General features: G+C 70.8%; 20 protein-coding genes and 1 pseudogene. 11 read left to right on the top strand and 10 right to left on the bottom strand.

The features are described from left to right. Together ABDW35_RS03745 and ABDW35_RS03740 are read right to left on the bottom strand one after the other, a co-directional pair. Window positions 1-274, bottom strand: a pseudogene (locus ABDW35_RS03745) (hypothetical protein); the annotation flags it as partial. Beyond that, on the bottom strand, window positions 271-705 hold the full coding sequence (locus tag ABDW35_RS03740) for a hypothetical protein (RefSeq protein WP_343712505.1): 435 nt from the start codon (window positions 703-705) through the stop codon (window positions 271-273). The pseudogene ABDW35_RS03745 and the gene ABDW35_RS03740, both read right to left, overlap by 4 nt. A 287-nt stretch (window positions 706-992) precedes the next feature. On the opposite strand from ABDW35_RS03740, the gene corA reads away from it, so the two are divergent. Both corA and ABDW35_RS03730 read left to right on the top strand, forming a co-directional pair. Further along, a complete protein-coding gene (gene corA / locus ABDW35_RS03735) occupies window positions 993-1,955 on the top strand; it encodes a magnesium/cobalt transporter CorA (protein WP_343712506.1) in 963 nt (320 codons plus the stop codon). A 37-nt stretch (window positions 1,956-1,992) separates the two neighbouring features. Beyond that, window positions 1,993-2,730 (top strand): tRNA-uridine aminocarboxypropyltransferase, encoded by a 738-nt coding sequence (locus ABDW35_RS03730; protein ID WP_343712504.1) that lies wholly within the window; start codon window positions 1,993-1,995, stop codon window positions 2,728-2,730. Here the strand turns inward: ABDW35_RS03730 and ABDW35_RS03725 are convergent. Continuing rightward, window positions 2,727-4,151, bottom strand: coding sequence for a DHA2 family efflux MFS transporter permease subunit (locus tag ABDW35_RS03725; protein ID WP_343712503.1), 1,425 nt, complete (start codon window positions 4,149-4,151; stop codon window positions 2,727-2,729). The genes ABDW35_RS03730 and ABDW35_RS03725 overlap by 4 nt on opposite strands. 237 nt (window positions 4,152-4,388) lie before the next feature. Here ABDW35_RS03725 and ABDW35_RS03720 point away from each other — a divergent pair, with 237 nt between their 5' ends. Then, window positions 4,389-5,009, top strand: coding sequence for a TetR/AcrR family transcriptional regulator C-terminal domain-containing protein (locus ABDW35_RS03720; RefSeq protein WP_343712502.1), 621 nt, complete (start codon window positions 4,389-4,391; stop codon window positions 5,007-5,009). 112 nt (window positions 5,010-5,121) lie between these two features. On the opposite strand, the gene ABDW35_RS03715 is transcribed toward ABDW35_RS03720, so the two are convergent. Beyond that, the gene (locus ABDW35_RS03715) at window positions 5,122-7,323 is read right to left on the bottom strand and encodes a hypothetical protein (RefSeq protein WP_343712501.1); all 2,202 of its coding nucleotides are present in this window, start codon (window positions 7,321-7,323) and stop codon (window positions 5,122-5,124) included. A 300-nt stretch (window positions 7,324-7,623) separates the two neighbouring features. Beyond that, complete coding sequence (locus ABDW35_RS03710) at window positions 7,624-8,706, bottom strand: SDR family oxidoreductase (protein ID WP_343712500.1); 1,083 nt, start codon at window positions 8,704-8,706, stop codon at window positions 7,624-7,626. A gap of 109 nt (window positions 8,707-8,815) precedes the next feature. Between ABDW35_RS03710 and ABDW35_RS03705 the strand changes: the two genes are divergently transcribed. Together ABDW35_RS03705 and ABDW35_RS03700 are read left to right on the top strand one after the other, a co-directional pair. Further along, window positions 8,816-9,721 carry a LysR family transcriptional regulator gene (locus ABDW35_RS03705; RefSeq protein ID WP_343712499.1) on the top strand — a complete coding sequence of 302 codons (906 nt, stop codon included), beginning with the start codon at window positions 8,816-8,818 and terminating at the stop codon, window positions 9,719-9,721. Between the two features lie 150 nt (window positions 9,722-9,871). Further along, entirely contained in the window at window positions 9,872-10,708 is an 837-nt protein-coding gene (locus tag ABDW35_RS03700) for a DUF4436 family protein (RefSeq protein ID WP_343712498.1), read from the top strand. Between the two features lie 18 nt (window positions 10,709-10,726). On the opposite strand, the gene ABDW35_RS03695 is transcribed toward ABDW35_RS03700, so the two are convergent. Next, window positions 10,727-11,074: a GFA family protein gene (locus ABDW35_RS03695; protein ID WP_343712497.1), complete on the bottom strand. Its 348-nt coding sequence runs from the start codon at window positions 11,072-11,074 to the stop codon at window positions 10,727-10,729. Between the two features lie 209 nt (window positions 11,075-11,283). Here ABDW35_RS03695 and ABDW35_RS03690 point away from each other — a divergent pair, with 209 nt between their 5' ends. Genes ABDW35_RS03690 through ABDW35_RS03680 form a run of 3 tightly spaced genes read left to right on the top strand, consistent with a single transcriptional unit; the run spans window position 11,284 to window position 14,297 of the window. Beyond that, entirely contained in the window at window positions 11,284-12,798 is a 1,515-nt protein-coding gene (locus ABDW35_RS03690; RefSeq protein WP_343712496.1) for an MDR family MFS transporter, read from the top strand. A 56-nt stretch (window positions 12,799-12,854) separates the two neighbouring features. Then, window positions 12,855-13,397 carry a methylated-DNA--[protein]-cysteine S-methyltransferase gene (locus tag ABDW35_RS03685; RefSeq protein WP_343712495.1) on the top strand — a complete coding sequence of 181 codons (543 nt, stop codon included), beginning with the start codon at window positions 12,855-12,857 and terminating at the stop codon, window positions 13,395-13,397. A 48-nt stretch (window positions 13,398-13,445) separates the two neighbouring features. Continuing rightward, window positions 13,446-14,297 carry an AraC family transcriptional regulator gene (locus ABDW35_RS03680; RefSeq protein ID WP_343712494.1) on the top strand — a complete coding sequence of 284 codons (852 nt, stop codon included), beginning with the start codon at window positions 13,446-13,448 and terminating at the stop codon, window positions 14,295-14,297. 74 nt (window positions 14,298-14,371) lie between these two features. Here the strand turns inward: ABDW35_RS03680 and ABDW35_RS03675 are convergent, their stop codons facing one another. The 3 genes from ABDW35_RS03675 to ABDW35_RS03665 form a co-directional block, all read right to left on the bottom strand. Next, window positions 14,372-14,746 carry a cytochrome c family protein gene (locus ABDW35_RS03675; RefSeq protein ID WP_343712493.1) on the bottom strand — a complete coding sequence of 125 codons (375 nt, stop codon included), beginning with the start codon at window positions 14,744-14,746 and terminating at the stop codon, window positions 14,372-14,374. Between the two features lie 173 nt (window positions 14,747-14,919). Further along, window positions 14,920-17,085, bottom strand: coding sequence for a molybdopterin cofactor-binding domain-containing protein (locus ABDW35_RS03670; protein WP_343712492.1), 2,166 nt, complete (start codon window positions 17,083-17,085; stop codon window positions 14,920-14,922). Window positions 17,086-17,099: 14 nt separating this feature from the next. Next, complete coding sequence (locus tag ABDW35_RS03665) at window positions 17,100-17,552, bottom strand: (2Fe-2S)-binding protein (protein ID WP_343712491.1); 453 nt, start codon at window positions 17,550-17,552, stop codon at window positions 17,100-17,102. 252 nt (window positions 17,553-17,804) lie between these two features. Between ABDW35_RS03665 and ABDW35_RS03660 the strand changes: the two genes are divergently transcribed. The 3 genes from ABDW35_RS03660 to ABDW35_RS03650 are packed head-to-tail and all read left to right on the top strand — an operon-like array spanning window position 17,805 to window position 19,991. Beyond that, on the top strand, window positions 17,805-18,224 hold the full coding sequence (locus tag ABDW35_RS03660; protein ID WP_343712490.1) for a hypothetical protein: 420 nt from the start codon (window positions 17,805-17,807) through the stop codon (window positions 18,222-18,224). A 7-nt stretch (window positions 18,225-18,231) separates the two neighbouring features. After that, on the top strand, window positions 18,232-19,164 hold the full coding sequence (locus ABDW35_RS03655) for a diacylglycerol kinase family protein (protein WP_343712489.1): 933 nt from the start codon (window positions 18,232-18,234) through the stop codon (window positions 19,162-19,164). Further along, the gene (locus ABDW35_RS03650) at window positions 19,164-19,991 is read left to right on the top strand and encodes a metallophosphoesterase (protein ID WP_343712488.1); all 828 of its coding nucleotides are present in this window, start codon (window positions 19,164-19,166) and stop codon (window positions 19,989-19,991) included. Before ABDW35_RS03655 ends, ABDW35_RS03650 begins: the two co-directional genes overlap by 1 nt. Window positions 19,992-20,005: 14 nt before the next feature. Here ABDW35_RS03650 and ABDW35_RS03645 read toward each other — a convergent pair whose 3' ends face one another. Further along, on the bottom strand, window positions 20,006-20,836 hold the full coding sequence (locus ABDW35_RS03645) for an oxidoreductase (protein ID WP_343712487.1): 831 nt from the start codon (window positions 20,834-20,836) through the stop codon (window positions 20,006-20,008). Window positions 20,837-20,875: the final 39 nt, after the last annotated feature.

Raw genomic sequence — 20,875 nt, 5'->3', positions numbered from 1 at the left:
CGCCCTCGCGCATGCGGCCGGCGACGCCGGCGATCACGTCCTGCTCGTCCTGGTGCAGGTCGCGCATCACGTATTTCACCCCGGCCGCCACCGCCGCCCGGGTGCCCATGCCGACGCTGTAGCCGACGATCGGGTTGGCGGTGACCGCGCCCACCGTGCCGCCGGTGGCGATGCCGCTGACATCTGCCACCATGTTGGCGCAGCCGGCCAGCGGCAGGACCAGCACGGGCAGCAGGCACGGGAGCCCGGGGAGACGGCGGCGCCGCCCGGTCACTGCAGCGATCCCCAGCGCTCCGTCGCCGGCTCGGCCGAGGCCCATTTCCAGGTCTCGCCGTTCTGACAGATGATGGCGACGTAGAAGGCCTTGTCCTTCTCCGCCTCGACCGAGAACACGATCTCCTTGCAGGCCAGGGGCGCCGCGCCGATCAGCCGGCTGACGGTGACCTGGCCCTGCTCGTCCGCCTCGATCGGCACGTCATGCGCGATGTCCCAGCGCGCCACCTGGCCGACCGCCAGCGGGCCGGCGACCGCTGCGATGCGGTCCTGCTCGGCCTGGTGCACCTTGCGCTCGCCATATTGCAGCCCGGCGCTGGCGGCGGAACGGACGCCGAGGCCGATGCCGGTGGCCACCAGCGCGTTCTTGGTGACGGCGCTGGCCGCCGCCGCGCCGCCGACGCCGGCCAGATCCGCCGTGCCCTCATGCATCAGGGAGCCGCAGCCGCCGAGCCCCAGCGCTGAAACCAGAAGGAGAGCGGCAATCGAGTGTCTGCACGTTCCGGCAGGCATTGCACCGTCTTGAGCCACGGTCTTCGGGCCATCCGGCCGAATTGCGAATCACCGTAACATCAAGTTGTTACAATTGTCGATGAAGGTGGAATCTCAATTGCCTCCGGCTTTGGGAGCATGACCCGCGGCGTCCGGCTGGCGGAGCCCCGACGCCGTGCTATCGTGCCGCCCGGGGGGCCGGAGACCGGAGGAACGCCTTGTATCGTGTGGTTGCGGCGGCTGCCTATGCCGAGGGGCGGCGGGTTGCCGATATCGCCCTGTCGGAGGGCCGGGTCTGGTCGCAGAAGCCCGGCCATTTCGTCTGGATCGGCATCCGCAAGCCGAAGGAAGCCGACCTGCGCGAGCTGGCGCAGCAATTCGGGCTGCATCCGCTGGCGATCGAGGACGCGCTGAACGCGCATCAGCGGCCGAAGCTGGAAACATATGGCGACGGCCTGTTCGTGGTGCTGCGCACCGCGCATCGCGAGATGGACGCCACGGAGTTCGGCGAGACCCACATCTTCATCGGCCCCGGCTATGTCATCTCGGTCCGGCACGGCCCGTCCTCCTCCTACTCGACGGTGCGGGAGCGGGCGGAAGCCAACCCCGCGCTGCTGAAGCACGGCGAGGATTTCGTGCTGTATTCGATCCTCGACTTCGTGGTCGACAACTACACCCCGGTGGTGGAGGCGATCGAGGTCGAGGTGACGGCGCTGGAGCAGCGGGTGCTGAACGTGCCGCTGACCGCCGGCGACATCGAGCGCATCCACGCGCTGCGCCGCGAGCTGATGGTGATCCGCCGCACGGTCACGGCGGTGGCCGAGGTGTGCAGGCAACTGGAGCACACCGAGCTGGACTGCATCGACGAGGCGATGCATCCCTATTTCCGCGACGTCGCCGACCATGTGAAGCGGGTCAGCGACGACATCGACGCGCTGCGCGAGATCGTCACCCACACCTTCGAGGCCGGCCTGCTGCTGGAATCCTCACGCCAGAACCAGGTGCAGCGGAAATTCGCCGCCTGGGCCGCGATCCTGGCGGTGCCGACCGCGATCGCCGGCATCTACGGCATGAATTTCGAGAACATGCCGGAGCTGCATCTAGCCTATGGCTACTACATGATCCTGGCCGCGATCGTCGGCCTGTGCGGCTTCCTGTACTGGCGGTTCAAGCGCTGGGGATGGCTGTAGGCTTGCCAGCACGTCGGGACTGCGGTTCAACAGCGGCATGACCGATCCCCTCGACACGGACGACCTCTCCCCCGAGCGCGCGGCGGCGGAGGCCGAGTGCCCGCGCTGCCTCAAGCCCACGGCGCTGTGCGTCTGCGACGATGTCGTGCCGATCGAGAACCGCATCGGCCTCCTGATCCTGCAGCACCCGCAGGAGCAGGCGAAGGAGCTGGGCACCGCCCGCCTGACCGCGCTGCACCTGACCAACGCCGTGTTCAAGATCGGCCTCTCCTGGCCCAGCCTGGCGGCGGCGCTGGGCCGGCCGGCCGACCCCAAGCGCTGGGCCGTGCTGTATCTCGGCTCGATGCGGCCGGAGGATTTCCCGCCCGGACGCGAGCTGGTGGTGCTGGACCGGAAGGGCGCGCCGCTGCCGAAGCAGGACGAGGCGCTGGAGGAGATCGAGGGCGTGGTGGTGCTGGACGGCACCTGGAGCCAGGCCAAGACGCTGTGGTGGCGCAATGCCTGGATGCTGAAGGGCCGCCGCATCGCGCTGAAGCCGCAGCGCCCGTCATTGTACGGCAAGCTGCGGCGCGAACCCCGGCGCGAGGCGCTGTCGACGCTGGAATCCTCGGCCTTCCTGCTGAGCCGGCTGGAGGGGCGGCCCGAGATCGAGACCGCGCTCCTCGCCAGCTTCGCCCGGATGCTCGACCGCTACCGCGCCACCCAGCCGGCGCGGCCCACCGGCCCGCGTCCAGACCGCCGCCGGCCGCAGCAGCGCCGCGGCCGGGCCCGCTAACCTCGCTTTTCCGCCCGTAGCAGGATCAACGCCGGCAGCAGCGGCAATGCCGCGACCAGCGCCAGGAATGCGTGGGTGATGTCGAAGGCGGCCAGCGCCCCCATCGGATAGGCCGGCCCCGGCGGCAGGAACAGGCCGAACAGCGCCACCGCCAGCGCCGCGCCGATCGAGGCGCCGGTGCGGTCGAGGATGTTGAGCAGCGGCACCCCGTCCGGCACCCGCTCCTTCGGCAGCGAGGCCAGGGCCACGGTCATCGCCGGCATGCCCGACAGCACCATGCCGAAGCCGCGCACCGCCAGCACGGCCGAGAGCCAGAGATAGCTGGTATGGACCTCCAGGAAGGCCAGCGGCACGGTGCCGAGCACGGTCAGGACGATGCCGGCCACCACCAGCCGGCCGCCGCCGAAGCGGTCGGCCAGCCGGCCGCTGAATGGCATGGCCAGCGCGATGCCGAGATCCTGCGGCAGGATCAAGAGGCCGGTCATGAACACCGTCTCGTGCCGCACCAGCAGGTAGTAGAGCGGGAGGGCGATCTGCGCCCCGTACACGGTGAAGCCGCCACAGAACAGGATCAGCCCGGCCGGGCCGAAGATGCGGTGGCGCAGCAGGCGGATGCGGATCAGCGGCGCCTCCATCCGCCGCGCCCGCAGCACGAAGCCGGCGATCAAGGCGAGGCCGAGCAGCAGCGCGCCATCCGCTGCCGCCGCGCCGAAGCCGCCGGCCTGGGCGATGGCGGCGACGCCCCAGGTCATCAACGGCAGGCCGAGGGTCAGCAGCACCAGCCCGGGCAGGTCGAGGCGGCCGGCGGCGCCCGCCGCGCCGGGCTCGGTGCGCGGCAGCCAGCGCCAGCCGGCCAGCAGGGCGGCGAGGCCGAGCGGCACGTTGATCCAGAACAGCCAGGGCCAGCCCTGCCAGGCCAGCAGCGCGCTGCCGACGGTGGACCCGATCGCCGGGGCCAACACCACGACGATGCCCATCGTGCCCATCAGCCGGCCCATCCGGCCCGGCCCGGCGGCCATGCCGAGCAGCATCTGCCCGACCGGCACCAGCAGGCCGCCGCACAGGCCCAGCAGCACCCGCGCCGCGATCAGCTGCCCGGCCGTGGCCGACAGGGCGCAAGCGACCGAGATCAGGATGAACAACATCAAGCTGGCGAACCACAGCCGCGTCGGCCCCACCCGCCGCGCCGCCCAGGCGCTGATCGGGATCGCGGCGGCCAGGGCCAGAAGGTAGCCCGTAGCCACCCATTGCATGGTGTCCAGCGTCACGCCGAAGCCCTCGCCCATCGGCGCCAGCCCGATGTTCACGATCGAGGTGGTGAGCCGCGACAGGAAGCCGCCGACGACCAGGACCGCGGCCTGGCGCCACAGCGCGGCCGGGATCCTCTCCAGCCTTGCCGTGCCCGGGGCGATGGAGACCATGATCAAGGCTCCTTATCGATGATAAATTTATCATCGATAAGGAGATGATTGTGACTAGGCTGTCAAGAGGCTCGATCGCAGGCCAATCGACCAGGACGGACACCGCATGACCCGACCCGAACCATCATTGCGAGCGCAGCGAAGCAATCCAGGGCAGCTCGTGCCGGCCCCCGGATTGCTTCGTCGCTCCGCTCCTCGCAATGACGCGGAGGGAGCGGACTCTCCGGGGACCGGGCGATGAAGCTGCAGCGCGACGTTGTGATCCGGACGGCGCTGGAACTGCTGGACGAGGTCGGCATCGAGGGCTTGAGCACCCGGCGCCTGGCCGAGCGCCTCGGCGTGCAGTCGCCGGCCCTGTACTGGCACTTCAAGAACAAGCGCGCCCTGCTGGACGCCATGGCCGCGGCGATGATGGATGAGGGCGGGATGCGGCGGACGGTCGAGCCCGGCGCCGACTGGCGGACGTGGCTGGCGGAGGATGCGCGCCGGTTCCGCCGGGCGCTGCTGGCGCGGCGCGACGGCGCCCGGCTGCATGCCGGCACCCGGCCGGAGCCGGCGGAGTTCGCCGCGGTCGAATCCGAGACCGCCCTGCTGTGCACAGCCGGCCTCAGCCCGGCCGACGCGCTGCGCGCCCAGATCGCGATCGGCCGCTATGTCGTGGGCTGGGTGCTGGAGGAGCAGGCCGATGCCGCCGACGCGGACGACCGCGAGGGCGAGCGCATGGCCGCCGCGGACCTCGCCGCCTATCCGCTGTTCGCCGAGGGCATGGCGGTGGTGCACGACGCCGACCCGGAGGCCGCCTTCGATTACGGCCTCAACCTGCTGCTCGACGGCATCGCGGCCAGGCTGGCGCGATGAGGCCGATCAGAGGTCTTCCAGCAGGATACAGCGCCATTCCCCCGCGGTGCCGATCCCGCACGAAGAAGGGCTCTCCGCCGAAGCGGAGAGCCCCTTGTTGTTTCCTCCGATCCTACGCCACGCCGCCCCGGCTCAGGGTGAAGGCCTCGAAGTCGGCGCTGTCGAGATACTGCAGCCGGCTCCAGCCATCGGTCGCCATCGCAGCGACGTATTCGGCCGAGGCGAAGGCGGCGACGTTGCAGCCGCCGGGCAGGCAGCCGGCGGGCAGGTTGGCGTCCATCAGCCCCTGCGCGCTCTGCACCGTGCTGTGGTTGCCGACAGGCCCGACCGGCCCGGAGGTCGCGAACACCACCTCGTCGACCCGCTTGGTGGTGAAGCTGTAGCTGGCGAAGCCGTTCTTGTGCTTCGCCCGCCACGGCAGCGTCACCATGTCCCCCGGGGTGAAGCCGAGCACGCCGCAGCACGGGTCGGCCGAGGCCGAGCCGATGGTCGGGGCGTCGATCTCGGCGTAGGTCGGGTTGTTGTCGACATGCACCGTGACGACCATGGCGTTGCCGTCGACCAGCCCCAGCGGCGCCGCGTCCACCGTGGTGATCGTGCCGGCCAGGTTGTCGACATCCGGCACGAAGTAGCGGATGCCGAGCGCGGCGATGTCGACCGGATTGCCGGCGGTGTCGAACAGCTCCAGCCGGATCTCGAACTTGCCGGACTGGTCGGCGCCGACCTCGCTGCCGTTGGCGTCATAGCTGATGCCCGGCGCCGGCAGCGTGGTGTCGAACACCCCGTTCTGGTAGTCGACCGGCGCGATCACCGGCCCCCAGACGCCCTGCGGCGGCAGCGAGGGCGGGATCTCGAACAGGTTGGCCGCCGGCGCCTCCGGCGGCGACAGCGGACCCAGTTTGTACAGCGCGCTGACCGGCTGACCGCCGCCGCCGTCATAGGTGTAGTGGCGGCCGACATCGCCGAGCATCGGGATCCATGGGACCGTGCCCGCGCGCCGCCAGAGCAGGCGGTAATACTTGACGCCCAGCGTCTCGCGCAGGCTGTTGTCGAACAGGAGCTGCGGCCGCAGCACGCCCCCGAACGGCGCGCCGCCGCCGGTCAGGCCGCGATTGGCCGGGGTGGTGCCACCCTGCAGCGCCTGGGAATCGCCGAAGATGGCGTTCATCGAGGTCTGGCCGATCGCGGTGAACAGCACCCAGTTGTCGCCAGCCACCACCGGCTCGCAGGGCGGGCAGGTGCGCGCCAGCGGATGGTGGGTGATCAGCGTCACCTCGCTGCCGCAGGCGTAGTTCCACCACGTGTAGCAGGGCACCGGCGTCGGGGCGTAGATGACGATGTCCCACCACAGGAAGCGCTGCATGACCTTGAAGTACAGGTCCGGCGTGTCGTGGTTGCGGCAGCCCTGGAAGAACAGCGTGCGGAAATGGCCACAATCGTCGGTGTGCGCCGTGGCCACGCGCTGCATGGTGAAGAAGCCGGGGAACAGGATGCAGAAGATCGGCCGCAGCAGCAGCTCGTGATCCAGCAGGGCGCGCTGGAAGTCGAGGTCGCTGCCCGTCCGCGCCGCGAAGCGCAGGGCGCCGGCCTGGTCCAGCCCGGCCAGGGCAGTGGCCGCCTCGGCATGGCTGTGCATCATCTGCGGCGCGACCTCCGGGTTCAGCCGGCGCAGCACGGCGGCACCCTGGAACGGCGCCGGGTCCGGGCCCGGGCCAGGGGGCGGGAACGGCCCGGGGAACGGCCCCGGCAGCGGGTCCGGGATCGGGTCGGGCAGCGGCACCGGGTGCAGGATGATGTCGCGCAGCCGGTCGATCACCCATTTCGGCAGCTTCGGCAGGATGATCGGGAAGCGGTCGACCTCATACACCTCGACCGTGGCATTGCAGACCGGCAGATCGATGCTCTGCCCGCCCAGCGTGGTGCGCTTCAGCACCGTGCCGCGGACCACGCACAGGCCGCGCAGCCAGCACAGGATGATGTCGAGGCCGACCGGGATGTCGATCGTGAGGCGCTCGGCGCCGCGGTCGACCCGCAGATGGCGCTCGACCGCGCCGCGGCGCATCAGCTCCCCGACCGAGCGGTCCTGGTCGTCGAGCCGCGGGCCGACCAGCAGCCGGAGGTTGGTGCCCTCGGCGCCGATCGGCACGCGCAGGGCGACCTCGCCCTTCGCGTCCAGCGGCTTCGCATCCATCAGCTTGCCGCCCTGGGAGAAAGCGTAGACGGCGAGCGACGCCTTGCGGGCGCGCTCGTCATCCGGCAGGGCCACGCGCACGGTGACGCCGTGCTCCTTTGAAGGTTCGGGTCTCTTTGCCATGAAGGCCTCCTGGGTGCGGAGGGCCAGCCTCCGCGATTGGGGATTGCAGGTGCGTCCGGCTGCGCGCAGGACCGGTACCGTCCCCCACCAGCGGCGGGACTGTCCGGCCCGCAATCGGACTCGCATTGCCCAGGAGTTGTCGCGGCGATGCATCACCCGCCGCCGCACGTCTTCTTATGACGATCAGTCGATCGGCGCAGTCGGAGAGCGATGATGCTCCTGCCGACTATGAAACAAAGATCATATCAAATTATGTACATTCGACTTCAAAGCTCCCGGAATTCTGGAAGCCTTTCTCTTCTACATCTCAATTGCGGCTTTGTTGTGCCGATTCGGCCACGGAATGATCCGGCGTTCGCGCAGATCTCGGAAGATGGCAAGGAACATGGCCTCGGTGTCGACCGTATCGTGGAAGCCGAACAGGCGCGCCTTGGTGGTGTCGCCGAACATGTCGTAGTTGAGGCCGAAGATGAAATCGGCGAAGCGCCAGGACGACACGTCGCGATATGGCGTTGGCGCCAAGCCGTGCCGGTCGATCATCGCGCGCCACAGCGGCTCCTTGTCCGCCATCATGGTGTCCAGCGGCATCGGCAGCGGCGGGGCCGTCTCCAGCTCGAAGAACCGGGCCAGGCGCGGCCACAAATCGGTCCAGCGGAACAGGTCGCCATTGGCGATGTTGAAGGCCTGGCCGGCGGCGCGCGGGTCGGTCGCGGCCCAGACCGTGGCCCGGGCCAGCAGGCCGGAATCGGTCATCTGCAGCAGCTTGTCATAGGCGCCCGGCTTGCCCGGGAAGCGCAGCGGCAGACCCAGTTCCTTCGCCATCGAGGCATAGACGGCGATGGCGACGGCCAAGTTCATCGGGTTGCCCAGCGCGGTGCCGCCGACCACCGCCGGGCGGATCGCCGACCAGGACCAGCCGCGCGTGGCGGCGCGCTCCTGCAGCCAGGCCAGCTGGTGGATCATGAATTCCGGCGGCATCGGGCCGGGATCGTCTTCCCGTGCCGGGGTCTTGAACGGGCCGAGATGGCCGCCATAGACCTTGTAGCCCTGCATCAGGCTGACATGGCGCAGCCCCGGCGCCTCCGCCGCCTCCACCGCGTTCACCAACATGGCCAGGTTCGGCGCCACCAGCTCCGCCCAGCTCGGCCGGTCCTGGAAGGCGGCGTAGAAGATGTGGGTGACCTCGCGCAGGCCCCCGAGCCTGTCGCGCGCATCGGCGGGGTCGAGCAGGTCGACGGCGACGTGCCGGACCCGGCCTGCAGCCTCGCCGCCGCGGCGCGACAGGCCGATCACGTCCCAATCCTCCAGTGTCGCCAGATGCTCCACCAGGTTGCGGCCGATCACCCCCTGGGCCCCGACCACCAGCGCCGTCTTCCGGTCCATCGCTCTCTCCGTGCCTGTGTCCCGGCCCAGAGATCATTCATTCCAACACCATTGAGTAGATGGCCGGATCGACTATCATCCATAAGCAAAATCTTGAGATGGTTATCGCATGGACCGCTTCACCACCATGGCCACCTTCCTGCGGGTGGCGGAGCTCGGCAGCCTGTCGGCGGCGGCGCGGGCGCTCGGCCTGACCCAGCCGGCGGTCAGCCAGCAGGTGGCGGCGCTGGAGCGTCGGCTGGGCGTGCGGCTGCTGAATCGCAGCACCCGCCGCCTGGCCCTGACCGAGGCCGGCGAGCGCTACCACGCCCAGGCCCGCCATATCCTGGAGGCGGTGGCCGAGGCCGAGGATGGGCTGGCCGAGGCGTCGGACACGCTGGCCGGCAGCCTGCGGGTGCATGCCCCGGCCGGGCTGGGCCAGGCGCATCTGGCGCCGATCCTGATCGGCTTCCAGCAGCGCCATCCGGAGCTGACGGTCGAGCTGATCGCCGACGACCGTTATGCCGAGCTGATCGGCGAGGGCGTCGACGTCGCCATCCGCCTCGGCGCCCTGGCCTCGCCCGGGCTGGTGGCGCGCCGGCTGGCGACGCTGCGCCGGATCCTGGTGGCGTCGCCCGGCTATGTCGCTGCCCATGGCAGCCCCGAGACGCCGGAGGAACTGGCCCGCCACCCGCATGTCCGCTTCAGCTGGGCCGCGGCAGGCGATGCGGTGCCGCTGATCGGGCCGGACGGGCCGCTGGAGGTGCGGGTGCAATCGCGCTTCCTGGCCAACAACGCCTTCGTGCTGATCGAGGCGATCCGCGCCGGGATCGGCATCGGCGGCGCGCAGCTGCCGCTGGTGCAGCCGCTGCTGGACAGCGGCGCGCTGGTGCGGGTGATGCGGGGCTACGCTTATGCGCCGCTGGAGGTGCATGCGGTCTACCCCTCCGCCCGCTTCGTGCCGCGCCGGGTCCGCGCCTTCGTCGACCACCTGGCTGCTGCCCTACCGCGAATTCCGGGGCTGGACCGGGACTGAGGCCCGGGACGCAGCCGATCGGCCCTTGCCGCCCCGGCCCGGGTTTTGGAATGATCCCGTGAACCGAGGCGAGAGGCCGTGGAAGACGTTTCCGATACATCCCCGGCTGGTGCGGCCGGCAGGACACCTCACCCGACGCGGCAGGCGCCGGTGGTGCACCGGATCGTCGTCCTGGCGGTGCTGCTGGCTGCATGCTCTGTCGCCTACGCCCTGTTGCTGGCCCGGTTCGAGGTGTCCACCGCGCCGGTGGAGGCCGAATTCGGCGTCCCGGTCGCCGAGGCCGGCATCGGGCTGTATCTGCAGCCCATCGCGATCGATCCCGCCGACAATTCGCTGGAGATGCGGGTCAGCGTGACGCCCGCCGCCGCCGGGGCGGTGGCGGTCGCGGACCGTAATGTCCTGGTCGAGGTCGGGCGCGGCACGCAGACCGAGCATGTCCGGATCCACGCCGGCGCCCCCCTTCCCGAGGTCACCTTCACCCTCGACCTCGACGAAGGGAATGTGCGCGACTATCCGCTGGACCGGTACGTGTCCGCGATCACATTGGCGGCCGCGGAAGGGGACGGCACCGGCCAGTCGCTGCCGATCCATGTCACGGCCTGGGAGGGCCTGCTGGACTATATCGTGACGGGGCAGGCGGTGGCCGGGCCGGAGGCCGGGGCGCCGCAGCTGCGGTTCTCCATCCGCCGCACCGGGGCAGCCGCGATCTTCGGCATCGCGATCTATGGCGCGATGGCCGTGATGGCGCTCTGCGCCCTCGTCATCGGCGGGCTTGTGTTCATCGGCATCCGGCGCATCGAGGTCACGTTCGCCGGCGCACTCGGCGCCGTGATCTTTGCGCTGCCGGCGCTGCGCAGCGCCTTACCTGGCGCCCCGCCGCTGGGCGTCCGGCTCGACATCCTCGTCTTCTTCTGGGCCGAGATCGGGGCGATCATCGCGTTCTTCCTGTTCGTCGCCGCCTGGGCTCGCCGCGGCCCACGGCCCTGAACCGGCAGCCCCGGGCCGCTACATCGACCGGCCGTCGAACTCATGCACCGGCACGGTCGCGAGGTCGACGTCCTCCAGGCAGCGGATGTTGATATAGGCCGACCGATCGGTCCCCGGCGCGGCGTCCTCGGCGAAGACATGGATGCCGCAGTTCCGGCAGAAGCGATGCTGGATGGCATGGCGGTTGAACAGATAGGTGCCGAGATCCACCGGCTGCGCCCGCACGCGCAGCCCGAGATGCGGCACGGCCCAGAGCAGCGCGCCCTTGCGGGCGCAGATCGAGCAGTTGCAGGACACGGCGGCGGTCAGCTCGCCCTCGACCTCGAAGGCGACGCGGCCGCAATGGCAGCTTCCCTTGTAGAGCATGGTCCCCTCCCCGTGCTGAGTCCGTCCAGAAAGCTGGATCGACGGCGCCCATGGGCAATCCCGGGGGCCGCGACAAGGGCCGGGCGGGCGGATGCATGGCTGCGTTGCACCCCCACGCCAAGGCCCTCCGTCGAATGTAGGATGAGCGATCCGTCATCCGCAGAGACCCCGCTCGCCGCACCGGCCTGCCCGAGGCCCGGAGGAACGCCATGTCCACTGCCGTCGACCGGTCGAAGCGCCCGTTCGTCATCGCCTCGATCATGCTGGCGACCTTCATGGTCGCGATCGAGGCGACGATCGTCGCCACCGCCATGCCCCGCATCGTCGGCGAGCTGGGCGGCTTCACCTATTACAGCTGGGTGTTCTCGGCCTTCCTGCTGGCCCAATCCACCACCACCGTGATCTACGGCAAGATGTCGGACGTGTTCGGCCGCAAGCCGGTGCTGGTCGGCGGCACCATCCTGTTCCTGATCGGGTCGGTGCTGTGCGGCTTCGCCTGGTCGATGGGGTCGCTGATCCTGTTCCGGCTCATGCAGGGCCTGGGCGCTGGCGCGATCACGCCGGTGACCATGACGGTGGTCGGCGACCTGTACAAGCTGGAGGAGCGCGGCCGGGCGCAGGGCCTGATGGCCAGCGTCTGGGCCACCTCCGCCGTCATCGGGCCGCTGGCCGGCGGCGTCATCGTCGACACCCTGTCGTGGGCCTGGATCTTCTGGATCAACCTGCCCTTCGGCATCCTGACCATCGCCGGCTTCGTGTTGTTCCTGAAGGAGAAGATCGAGCCGCGCAAGGTCCGGATCGACTACACCGGCGCGGCGCTGTTCTCCGTCGCCATCGTGTCGCTGCTGGTGATCCTGACCGAGACCGAGGCCAGCGGCTGGGTGCTGAGCGGGCTGGGGCTGCTGTTCCTGGTCGCCGGCTGGCTGTTCCTGTGGCAGGAGCGGCGGGCGCCGGAGCCGATCATCTCGCTGGAGCTGTGGAGCCGCCGGCTGGTCGCCACCAGCAACGTCGCCACCGTGCTGGCCGGCATGGCACTGATCGGGCTGACCACCATCCTGCCGGTCTATGTCCAGGGCGTGCTGGGCCGATCGCCGATCACCGCCGGCTTCACCCTGAGCATGCTGGTGTTCGGCTGGCCGCTGGCGGTGATGCTGTCGCAGCGGCTGTACCGCGCCTTCGGCGTGCGCCGGACCCTCCGGGTGGGCAGCCTGCTGTTCCCCCTCGGCGCCAGCTTCCTGCTGTTCCTGACGCCGCAGACCCACCCGGTTGTGGCCGGAGCCGGCGCCTTCATCATGGGCTTCGGCATGGGGCTGATCAGCCTGACCACCATCGCCGTGGTGCAGGACAGTGTCGAATGGTCGATGCGCGGCAGCGCCACGGCGTCGATCATCTTCGCCCGCAACCTGGGCAGCACCATCGGCGCCACCGCGCTGGGCGCCATCCTGAACATCGGCATCGTCCATTTCGGCAGCGGCGAACTGGCGGCCAGCGTGCACGACGTGCTGAACCAGCCGGCGGGCCTGGCCGAGCTGGCCGCCAACCCGTCGGTCCGCGGCGTCTTCGACCAGGCGCTGCATTGGACCTTCCTGGGCGTGGTGGCGATGGCGGTGCTGACCTTCGTCACCATCTGGCTGATCCCGATCGCCCCGCGGCCCGCCAGCATGGCGCCGCGCGAGGGGAAGGCCGAACCGACGGAACCCAACCCGGCGACCGTCGGTCATTGAATTTGACCGCAAGAACCGGGCCGACCGCCTCAAGGCCCGGTGCTAGCATCCACCTCATGAGCGAGCATCTCTACACCCTGTTCGAGACCGCCATCGGCCCCTGCGGCATCGCCTGGGGGCCGCGCGGCATCACCGGCGTGCAGCTGCCGGCGTCGACTGCGGAGAAGACGCGGCTGCGCCTGCTCCGCCGCTGCCCCGGCGCCATGGAAGGCGCGCCCCCGCCCGACATCGCCCGGATCATCGAGCGCATCGGCGCCCTGCTGCGCGGCGAGCGCGACGACCTGTCCGACGTGCCGGTCGACCTCGGCCGCGTGCCGGAGTTCGAGCAGCGGGTCTACGCCATCGCCCGCGCCATCCCACCGGGGTCGACCATGACCTATGGCGAGATCGCCAGGCGGCTGGGCGACCCGCTGCTGGCCCGCGATGTCGGCCAGGCCATGGGGCACAACCCGTTTCCGATCGTGGTGCCCTGCCACCGGGTGCTGGCGGCCGGCGGCAAGCCCGGCGGCTTCTCCGCCCCCGGCGGGGTCGACACCAAGCTGCGCATGCTGCGGATCGAAGGCGCCGCGGCCGCCGCCCAGGCCTCGCTGTTCGACTGACGGCGGAAACCCGTTGCCCGGCGCGGCCGTGCCGCGCAGAGTCGGCCCATGCCCGCCGAGAGGATCCTGCAGCGCCCGTCGATGGCGGTGTTCGATTACCGGTGCAGCGCCGGCCCGGGCGACCGCCCCTTCGCCGAGCTGCACGCGGGCCATTCCATCTCCTATGTCCGGCGCGGCAGCTTCGGCTGCCGGCAGCTGGGCCGGACGGACGAGCTGGTGGCGGGGTCGGTGCTGGTCGGCCATCCGGGCGACGAGTTCACCTGCACCCATGAGCACCATCACGGCGGCGACGAGTGCCTGTCCTTCGAGCTGGATCCGGCGCTGGTCGAGGCGATCGGCGACGACCGCGCCGCCTGGCGTGCCGGGGCGGTCCCGCCCTTGCCCGGGCTGATGGTGCTGGGCGAGCTCGCCCAGGCCACGGCCGAGGGCCGCGGCGACCTCGGGCTGGACGAGGTCGGCATTGCCTTCGCCGCCCGCTTCGTCGCTTTGGTGACCGGGCGGCCGCCGCACCGGGCCGAGCCGTCGGCGCGCGACCGCCGCCGGGCGGTGGAAGCGGCGCTGTGGATCGACGCCCATGCCGACCAGCCGGTCGACCTGGACGGCGCGGCCCGCACCGTCGGCCTGAGCCCCTTCCACTTCCTGCGCCTCTTCGCCCGCAGCCTCGGCGTCACGCCGCACCAGTACCTGGTCCGCGCCCGGCTGCGCCGCGCCGCCCGCCTGCTGGCGGAGGGTGCGCGGCCGGTGACCGACATCGCCTACGATGTCGGCTTCGGCGACCTGTCGAACTTCGTTCGCAGCTTCCACCGCGCCGCCGGCGTCTCGCCCCAGCGCTTCCGCAAGGCGGCAAGAGGCGACCGCGGGATTCTGCTGGAGAGGCTGGCGCCGGCTGTCTTGAGCTGAAACGCACATCCTCCGCCGTCATGGCGAGCCCCGAAGGGCCGTGGCCATGACGGTTCGGGAGACGGAGGCCCGGCTTACGACGCCGGCAGCGTCTTCAGATAGGCGATGATGTCGGCGCGGTCCTGCGGGTTGGCGATCGGCGGCGCCGCCATCTTGGTGCCCGGCACGGCCTTGGCCGGGCCGGCCAGGAAGGCATCCAGCGTGGTTTCGTCCCAGGGCTTGGCGTAGGCGACCATGGCCTTGGAGAAGGTGTAGCCGGCCAGCGTCCCGGCCACGCGGCCGAACACGCCGGACAGGTGCGGGCCGAGCTTGTTCTGGTCGGTCACCGTGTGGCAGGCGCTGCAGCGCGAGAACAGGGTCTGACCCCGCGCGGCATCGCCATCGGCCAACGCCGGGGTCACGGCACCGGCGGTCAGCAGGGCCGCGAGGGCCCATTGCATCAGCTTCATGATTATTCTTTCCTCTTCCTTCGGAAGCCCAGAGGCCATCCATCGATCGTCATCCCGTGCGCGCTGCGGCGCGAAGTGCCGCTGCGCAGACACGGGATCTCGACTCAGTCTTGGAGAGATCCCGGGTCTGCGGCGCACCACTTCGTGCTGCGCCGCGCCCGGGATGACAGGTGTCAAGACGACGTCTTCAGCGCGTCCGTGTCGAAGGGCAGGCTGCGCAGGCGCTTGCCGGTGGCGGCGAAGATCGCATTGCCGACCGCCGGGGCGACGGCGGCTGTCGCGGTCTCGCCGATGCCGCCGGGAGCCTCGGCGCTCTTGACCAAATGGGTCTCGATCACCGGCACCTCGTCGATGCGCATCGGCAGGTAGGTGTCGAAATTCGCCTGCTCGACCCGGCCGTTGACGAAGGTGATGTTGCCGTGCAGCGCCGCGGTCAGGCCGAACAGCGCCCCGCCCTGGGTCTGCGCCTCGATCGTGTCGGGGTTCACCGCCAGGCCGCAATCGACCGCGCAGACCAAGCGGTGGACCTTGATCGACCCGTCGCCTGCCACCTCGACCTCCGCCACCATCGCGACATAGCTGCCGAAGGCGAACTGCACCATGACGCCGCGGCCATGGCCCTTCGGCATCGGCGTGCCCCAGCCGGCCTTCTCCGCCACCAGGGTCAGCACGCCGAGGGCGCGCGGATTGTGGCCCAGCAGGGATTTGCGGTACTCGACCGGGTCCTGCTTGGCCGCGGCCGCCAGTTCGTCGACGAAGCTCTCGACCACGAAGACGTTGTGGGTCGGGCCGACGCCGCGCCACCAGGAGGTCGGCACGCCCTGTGGCTCGACCCGGACATATTCGACCCGGATCGCCGGGAAGGCGTAGGGCGGCTCGGCTGCGGCCTCGACCGCGTCGGCATCGACGCCGTCCTTGAAGCCGGCCGGGAAGTAGCGCGCCATGATCGAGGAGCCGGCGATGCGATGGGTCCAGGCTACCGGCTTGCCCCGCGCATCAAGCCCGGCTGCGAACCGGTCGTAGTAGTACGGCCGGTACATGTCGTGCTGGATGTCCTCCTCGCGGCTGTAGACCACCTTCACCGGACCGTCGACCTGCTTCGCCACCGCGACCGCGCGGGCGATGCCGTCGACCTCCAGCCGCCGGCCGAAGCCGCCGCCGATCAGGTGGTTGTGGACCTGCACCTTCTCCTTCGGCAGGCCGGCCACCTGCGCCGCCACGGCCTGGGCCATGGTCGGGACCTGGGTGCCGACCCAGATCTCGCAGCTGTCCTTCTGCACATGCACCGTGCAGTTCATCGGCTCCATCGCCGCATGGGCCAGGAACGGCACCTGGTAGACCGCCTCCAGCTTCTGCGCCGCGCCAGCCAGGGCCTTCTCGGCGTCGCCCTCGTTGCGGGCCACAGCCCCCGGCTTCTTCGACTCCTCCTCCAGCTGGCGGATCAGATCGGCGCTGTTCACTCCGGCATTCGGGCCGTCATCCCACTGGATCGCCGCGGCCTCGAGCCCCTTCTTGGCGGCGCCCATATGGTCCGCGACCACGGCCACGGACTCGTCGGTCTTCACCACCTGGCGGACGCCCTTGACCGCCATGGCCGCGGCCTCGTCCACCGATTTCGGCTTGCCGCCGAGGACGGGAGAGATGGCGATCGCGGCAATCTTCATCCCGGGCAGCTTGGTGTCGATGCCGAACTCGGCGGTGCCGTTGACCTTGCCGGGCGTGTCCAGCCGCTTCGCCGGCTTGCCGATGATGGTGAAGTCTTGCGGGTCCTTCAGCGTCACGGTCTTCGGGTCCGGCGCCGGCAGCGTCGCCGCCGCGTCCGCCAGCTCGCCATAGCCGAGCGACCGCTTGCCGTCGGTGACCGCGCCATGCTGCGCCTTGAGGGTCGACGGGTCGACGCCCCACTGCTTCGCGGCGGCCGCGACCAGCAGCGTGCGCGCCACGGCGCCTGCTTGGCGCAGCGGCGTCCAGAAGCCGCGGATCGAGGTCGAGCCGCCGGTCAGCTGGGCGCCGATCAGCGGGTTGGCGTAGAGCGCGTCGCTGGCCGGGGAATGCTCGAGCCGGACCTGGTCGAGGCCGACCTCCAGCTCCTCCGCCAGCAGCATGGCCTCGGCGGTGTAGATGCCCTGCCCCATTTCGGCCGACGGGATCACCAGCGTCACCAGCCCCTGGCGATCGATGCGGATGAAGGCATTGGGCGCGAAGCCCGAAGCCTCGGCCGCCGCCAGGGCGGGCCGCAGCGAGGACGGCAATGCGACGGTGAGGGCCAGCCCGCCGCCCACGGCAGCGCCGACCTTGAGGAATCCGCGGCGATCGAGGGTGTGCGAACCATCAGGCATGATCCGTCCTCCCCTTACGCCGCGGCCTTGTGGATCGCGGCGCGGATCCGCTGATAGGTGCCGCATCGGCAGACATTGCCCGACATCGCCGCGTCGATATCGTCGTCGCTCGGCTTCGGCGTGTCCTTCAGCAGCGCCGCCGCCGACATGATCTGGCCGGACTGGCAGTAGCCGCACTGCACCACCTCCAGCTCCAGCCACGCCTTCTGCAGCGCGGCACCCTGCGGTGTCTGGCCGATCGCCTCGATCGTGGTGACCGCGCTGTCGCCGATACTGTCGACCGTGGTGATGCAGGACCGCGTCGCCGCGCCGTCGACATGCACGGTGCAGGCGCCGCACAGCGCCTGGCCGCAGCCGAACTTGGTTCCGGTCATGCCGAGCACATCGCGCAGCACCCACAGCAGCGGGGTGTCGCCGTCGACATCGACCTCATGCGGTGTGCCGTTGATCTTCAACGTGAAAGCCATGGCTGCCTCTCGGTGGCTGGGGCTGATAGGACGCAGCCAGCCGCCTGGACAGCGCCGGCCGGCTGCGGTCATCGATGGGCTCTGTGACAGTCTTTTGAAGCTCGGTTGCGCGATCGGCCGGCCGGAAATGGCCCGGCACCGCGCCCGACTTCTGATTCGGCCCCAAAGATAAGACGAAACGGGACGGAAGCGCAGCGAAACATCGCGGCCTTGGACCATTGAAGAAGCCCGCCCCCCGCACATGTCATCCCCATGAGCCAGTTGATCCGCCTCGCGCTCGCCACCGGCCTCGCCGTGGCGGCCGCCTCCGCCATTCCGGCGCCCGCCACGGCGCAATGCATCGTCGATCCGGGCCAGATCGGCAGCCCCTGCGCCGGCGGCATCGGCTCGCCGCCGCTCGTCGGCGGCCAGCCCCCGGCCCCGCTGCAGATCACGCCGCCGGGGCAGCTGACCCCGCCGCAGCTGGCGCCGCCCCCGCGGCTGGAGGTGCCTCGGCCGCGCCGGGCGGAGAGCCTGGGCCGCAAGGTGCCCGGCACGCCGCTGCTGCCGCTGCCATCCTCCGGCATGGCGCAGCGCTGCGTCACGATGGTTGGCAGCTGCCCGATCCCCGGCGGCGCCATCCCCAGCACCGCCTGCACCTGCGAGGGCGGCACCACCGGCACTGCCCGTTGAGGCCGGGATGCGGGTGGCGCTGGTGCTGAACGGCGCGGCGGGCGCCCTGCTGGGCCGGACGCCGGAGGCGATCGCGGCGCCGCTGGACCGGATCCTGGCGGCGGCCGGGGCCGAGGGCCGGGTGACGCTGGCCGAGGGGCCGGCACTGTGCCGGGCGCTGGACGCCGCCATGGCCTCCGACGCCGAGGCGATCCTGGTCGGCGGCGGCGACGGCACCATCATCGCCGCGGCCGAGCGGCTGCTGGCCGAGGGCCGGGGCGGAGGCCCCACACGCCCGCTCGGCATACTGCCACTCGGCACCGCCAACCTGCTGGCCCGCGACCTGGGCATCCCGCTGACGCCGGAGGCGGCACTGCCCGCCCTTTTGTCCGGCACCACACGGCGGATCGATGTCGGGCTGGTCAATGACCGGATCTTCCTGAACAGCTCGCTGCCCGGCATCGCCTCGCGCATGGTGTTGCAGCGCGAGCGGCTGCGGCACACGCGCGGGCCGCTGAAATGGCTGCGGCTGGTGCGCGCCTTCTTCCGCGGCTTCGACCGCGGGCCGCGGCTGCATGTCGTGCTGCAGGCCGATGGCCAGCCGGTGCGGCTGGTCACCCGCACCCTGGCGATCAGCAACAACCCGCTGGCCGAAGGCTTCGCCGCGATCCATCGCCGCGCCGGGCTGGAGGACGGCCTGCTGGGCGTCTATGCAGCGCGGATCCGCCGCCGGTGGGATCTGTGGCGCCTGATCGCCCGCATCGTCGCCGGCACCTGGCAGCACGACCCGGCGACCGAAGCGCTGGCGGCGCGGCGGGTCAATGTGATCACCCGCCGCGCCCGGCTGTGGGTGGCCAATGACGGCGAGAACCATCTCTTGGCGACGCCGCTGCGCTATCGCATCCTGCCGCGCGCGCTGACCGTGCTGGTGCCGCGCACCGAACCCGAAAAGCCGGCTTGATGAAGAGCATTGCCCATATCTCCGACCTGCATTTCGGCCGCACCGAGCCGGCGCTGGTCGAGGCGCTGCTGGCCGAGCTGAAGGCGCTCAAGCCCTCGATCATCGCCGTCTCCGGCGACCTGACCCAGGATGCGCACAGCGCCGAGTTCGCCGCCGCGCGGGATTTCCTGGACCGCTTGCCCGCCCCCTATATCGTCGTCCCCGGCAACCACGACATTCCGCGGCACAACCTTCTGTCGCGCTTCACCAAGCCGTTCTCGCGCTATCGCCGCTACATCACCCCGGACACGGCGCCGCTGCTGGTCCAGGACGGGATCGCGCTGATCGGCGTCAACACCGCGAGGCGGCTGGTGGCGCACTGGAACTGGTCGCACGGGTCGATCAGCCCGAAGCAGATCGAGCGGGTGCGGGAGACGCTGCGCGCCCTGCCGCGCGGCCTGCTGAAGGTGGTGGTGGCGCACCACCCCTTCCTGCCGCCGCCCGACGCGCCGGACACCAGGCTGATCGGGCGGGCCGAGACGGCGCTGCGGGTCTTCGCCACCGCCGGGGTCGACCTGATCCTGACCGGCCACCTGCACCGGGGCTTCTACGGCGAGGTCACCACCCATCACGGCCGGGTGCGCCGGCCGATCCTGGTGGCGCAGGCGGCGACCGCGACCTCCAGCCGGCGCCGCAACGAGCCGAACGCCTACAATCGCATCCTGCTGGAGGGCGACCGGCTGACGCTGGAGCCGCGGCGGTGGGACGGCACGGGCTTCGTGCCCATGCCGCCGCACGGCTTCGAGAAGGTGAAAGGCCGCTGGCAGGCGCTGCCGGTGGCGGGGTGAGCGGACGTGCCGGGTCAGGACGCCTCGGGGAAATCGGTGCCGCGGGTTACCTCCTCCCACCGGCCGATCTCCTCGATCACTGCGTCGAGCTTCTCCCGGGCGCGGCGCAGGGCGTCGCTGCCGAGCAGCAGGTGCAGCGGCGGCCGGTCCGCACGGACGGCGGCGATGATCGCCCGGGCGGCCTTGTCCGGATCGCCGAGCTGCTTGCCGGCCGCGGCTGCGAAGGCGGCGGAGCTGCGGCCGACGCTGGCCGCATAGCCGGCGTCCTCCGCGGCGCTGTGGCGGATCGAATGGCTGGACAGGAAGTCGGTGCGGAAGGCGCCCGGCGCCACCGCCGTCACCTTGATGCCGAGCGGCGCAACCTCCTGCGCCAGGCCGGCCGACAGCCCCTCCAGGGCGGATTTCGCCGCGGAGTAGAGGCTGGTGCCCGGCCCGGGGGATCGGCCGGCGATCGAGGTGATATTGACGATGTGTCCGGCCCCCTGAGCCCGCAGGCGGGGCAGCGCCGCACGGATGACGCGGAACGGGCCGAACACGTCGACCGCGAACAGATGCGACACCTCCGCATCGGTCGCCGTCTCGAGCGCGCCGAGCAGGCCGTAGCCGGCGTTGTTGACGATGACGTCGATCGTCCCGGCCAGGGCGAAGGCCCGGTCGACCGTCGCGGCGATGGCGTCCGGATCGGCGAGGTCGAGGGGCAGGACATGCAACGTTCCCGCCCCCGGGGCGAGATCGGGCGCGCCGCTCCGGACCGTGCCGATGACGGTATCGCCTTCGGCGAGGGCGGCCTTGGCCAAGGCGAGTCCGAGGCCGCGTGAGATGCCGGTGATGAACCAGGTTGTCATGAAGAGTCTCCTGCTAGAGGCCCGGAGATAGCCATTGCC

The sequence above is a fragment of the Inquilinus sp. genome, assembly GCF_039594555.1.
In the GTDB taxonomy this organism is placed as follows: Bacteria; Pseudomonadota; Alphaproteobacteria; order DSM-16000; family Inquilinaceae; genus Inquilinus.
The sequence above is the reverse complement of the archived record's forward strand: the minus strand, read 5'-3'. Positions and strand labels throughout refer to the sequence as shown.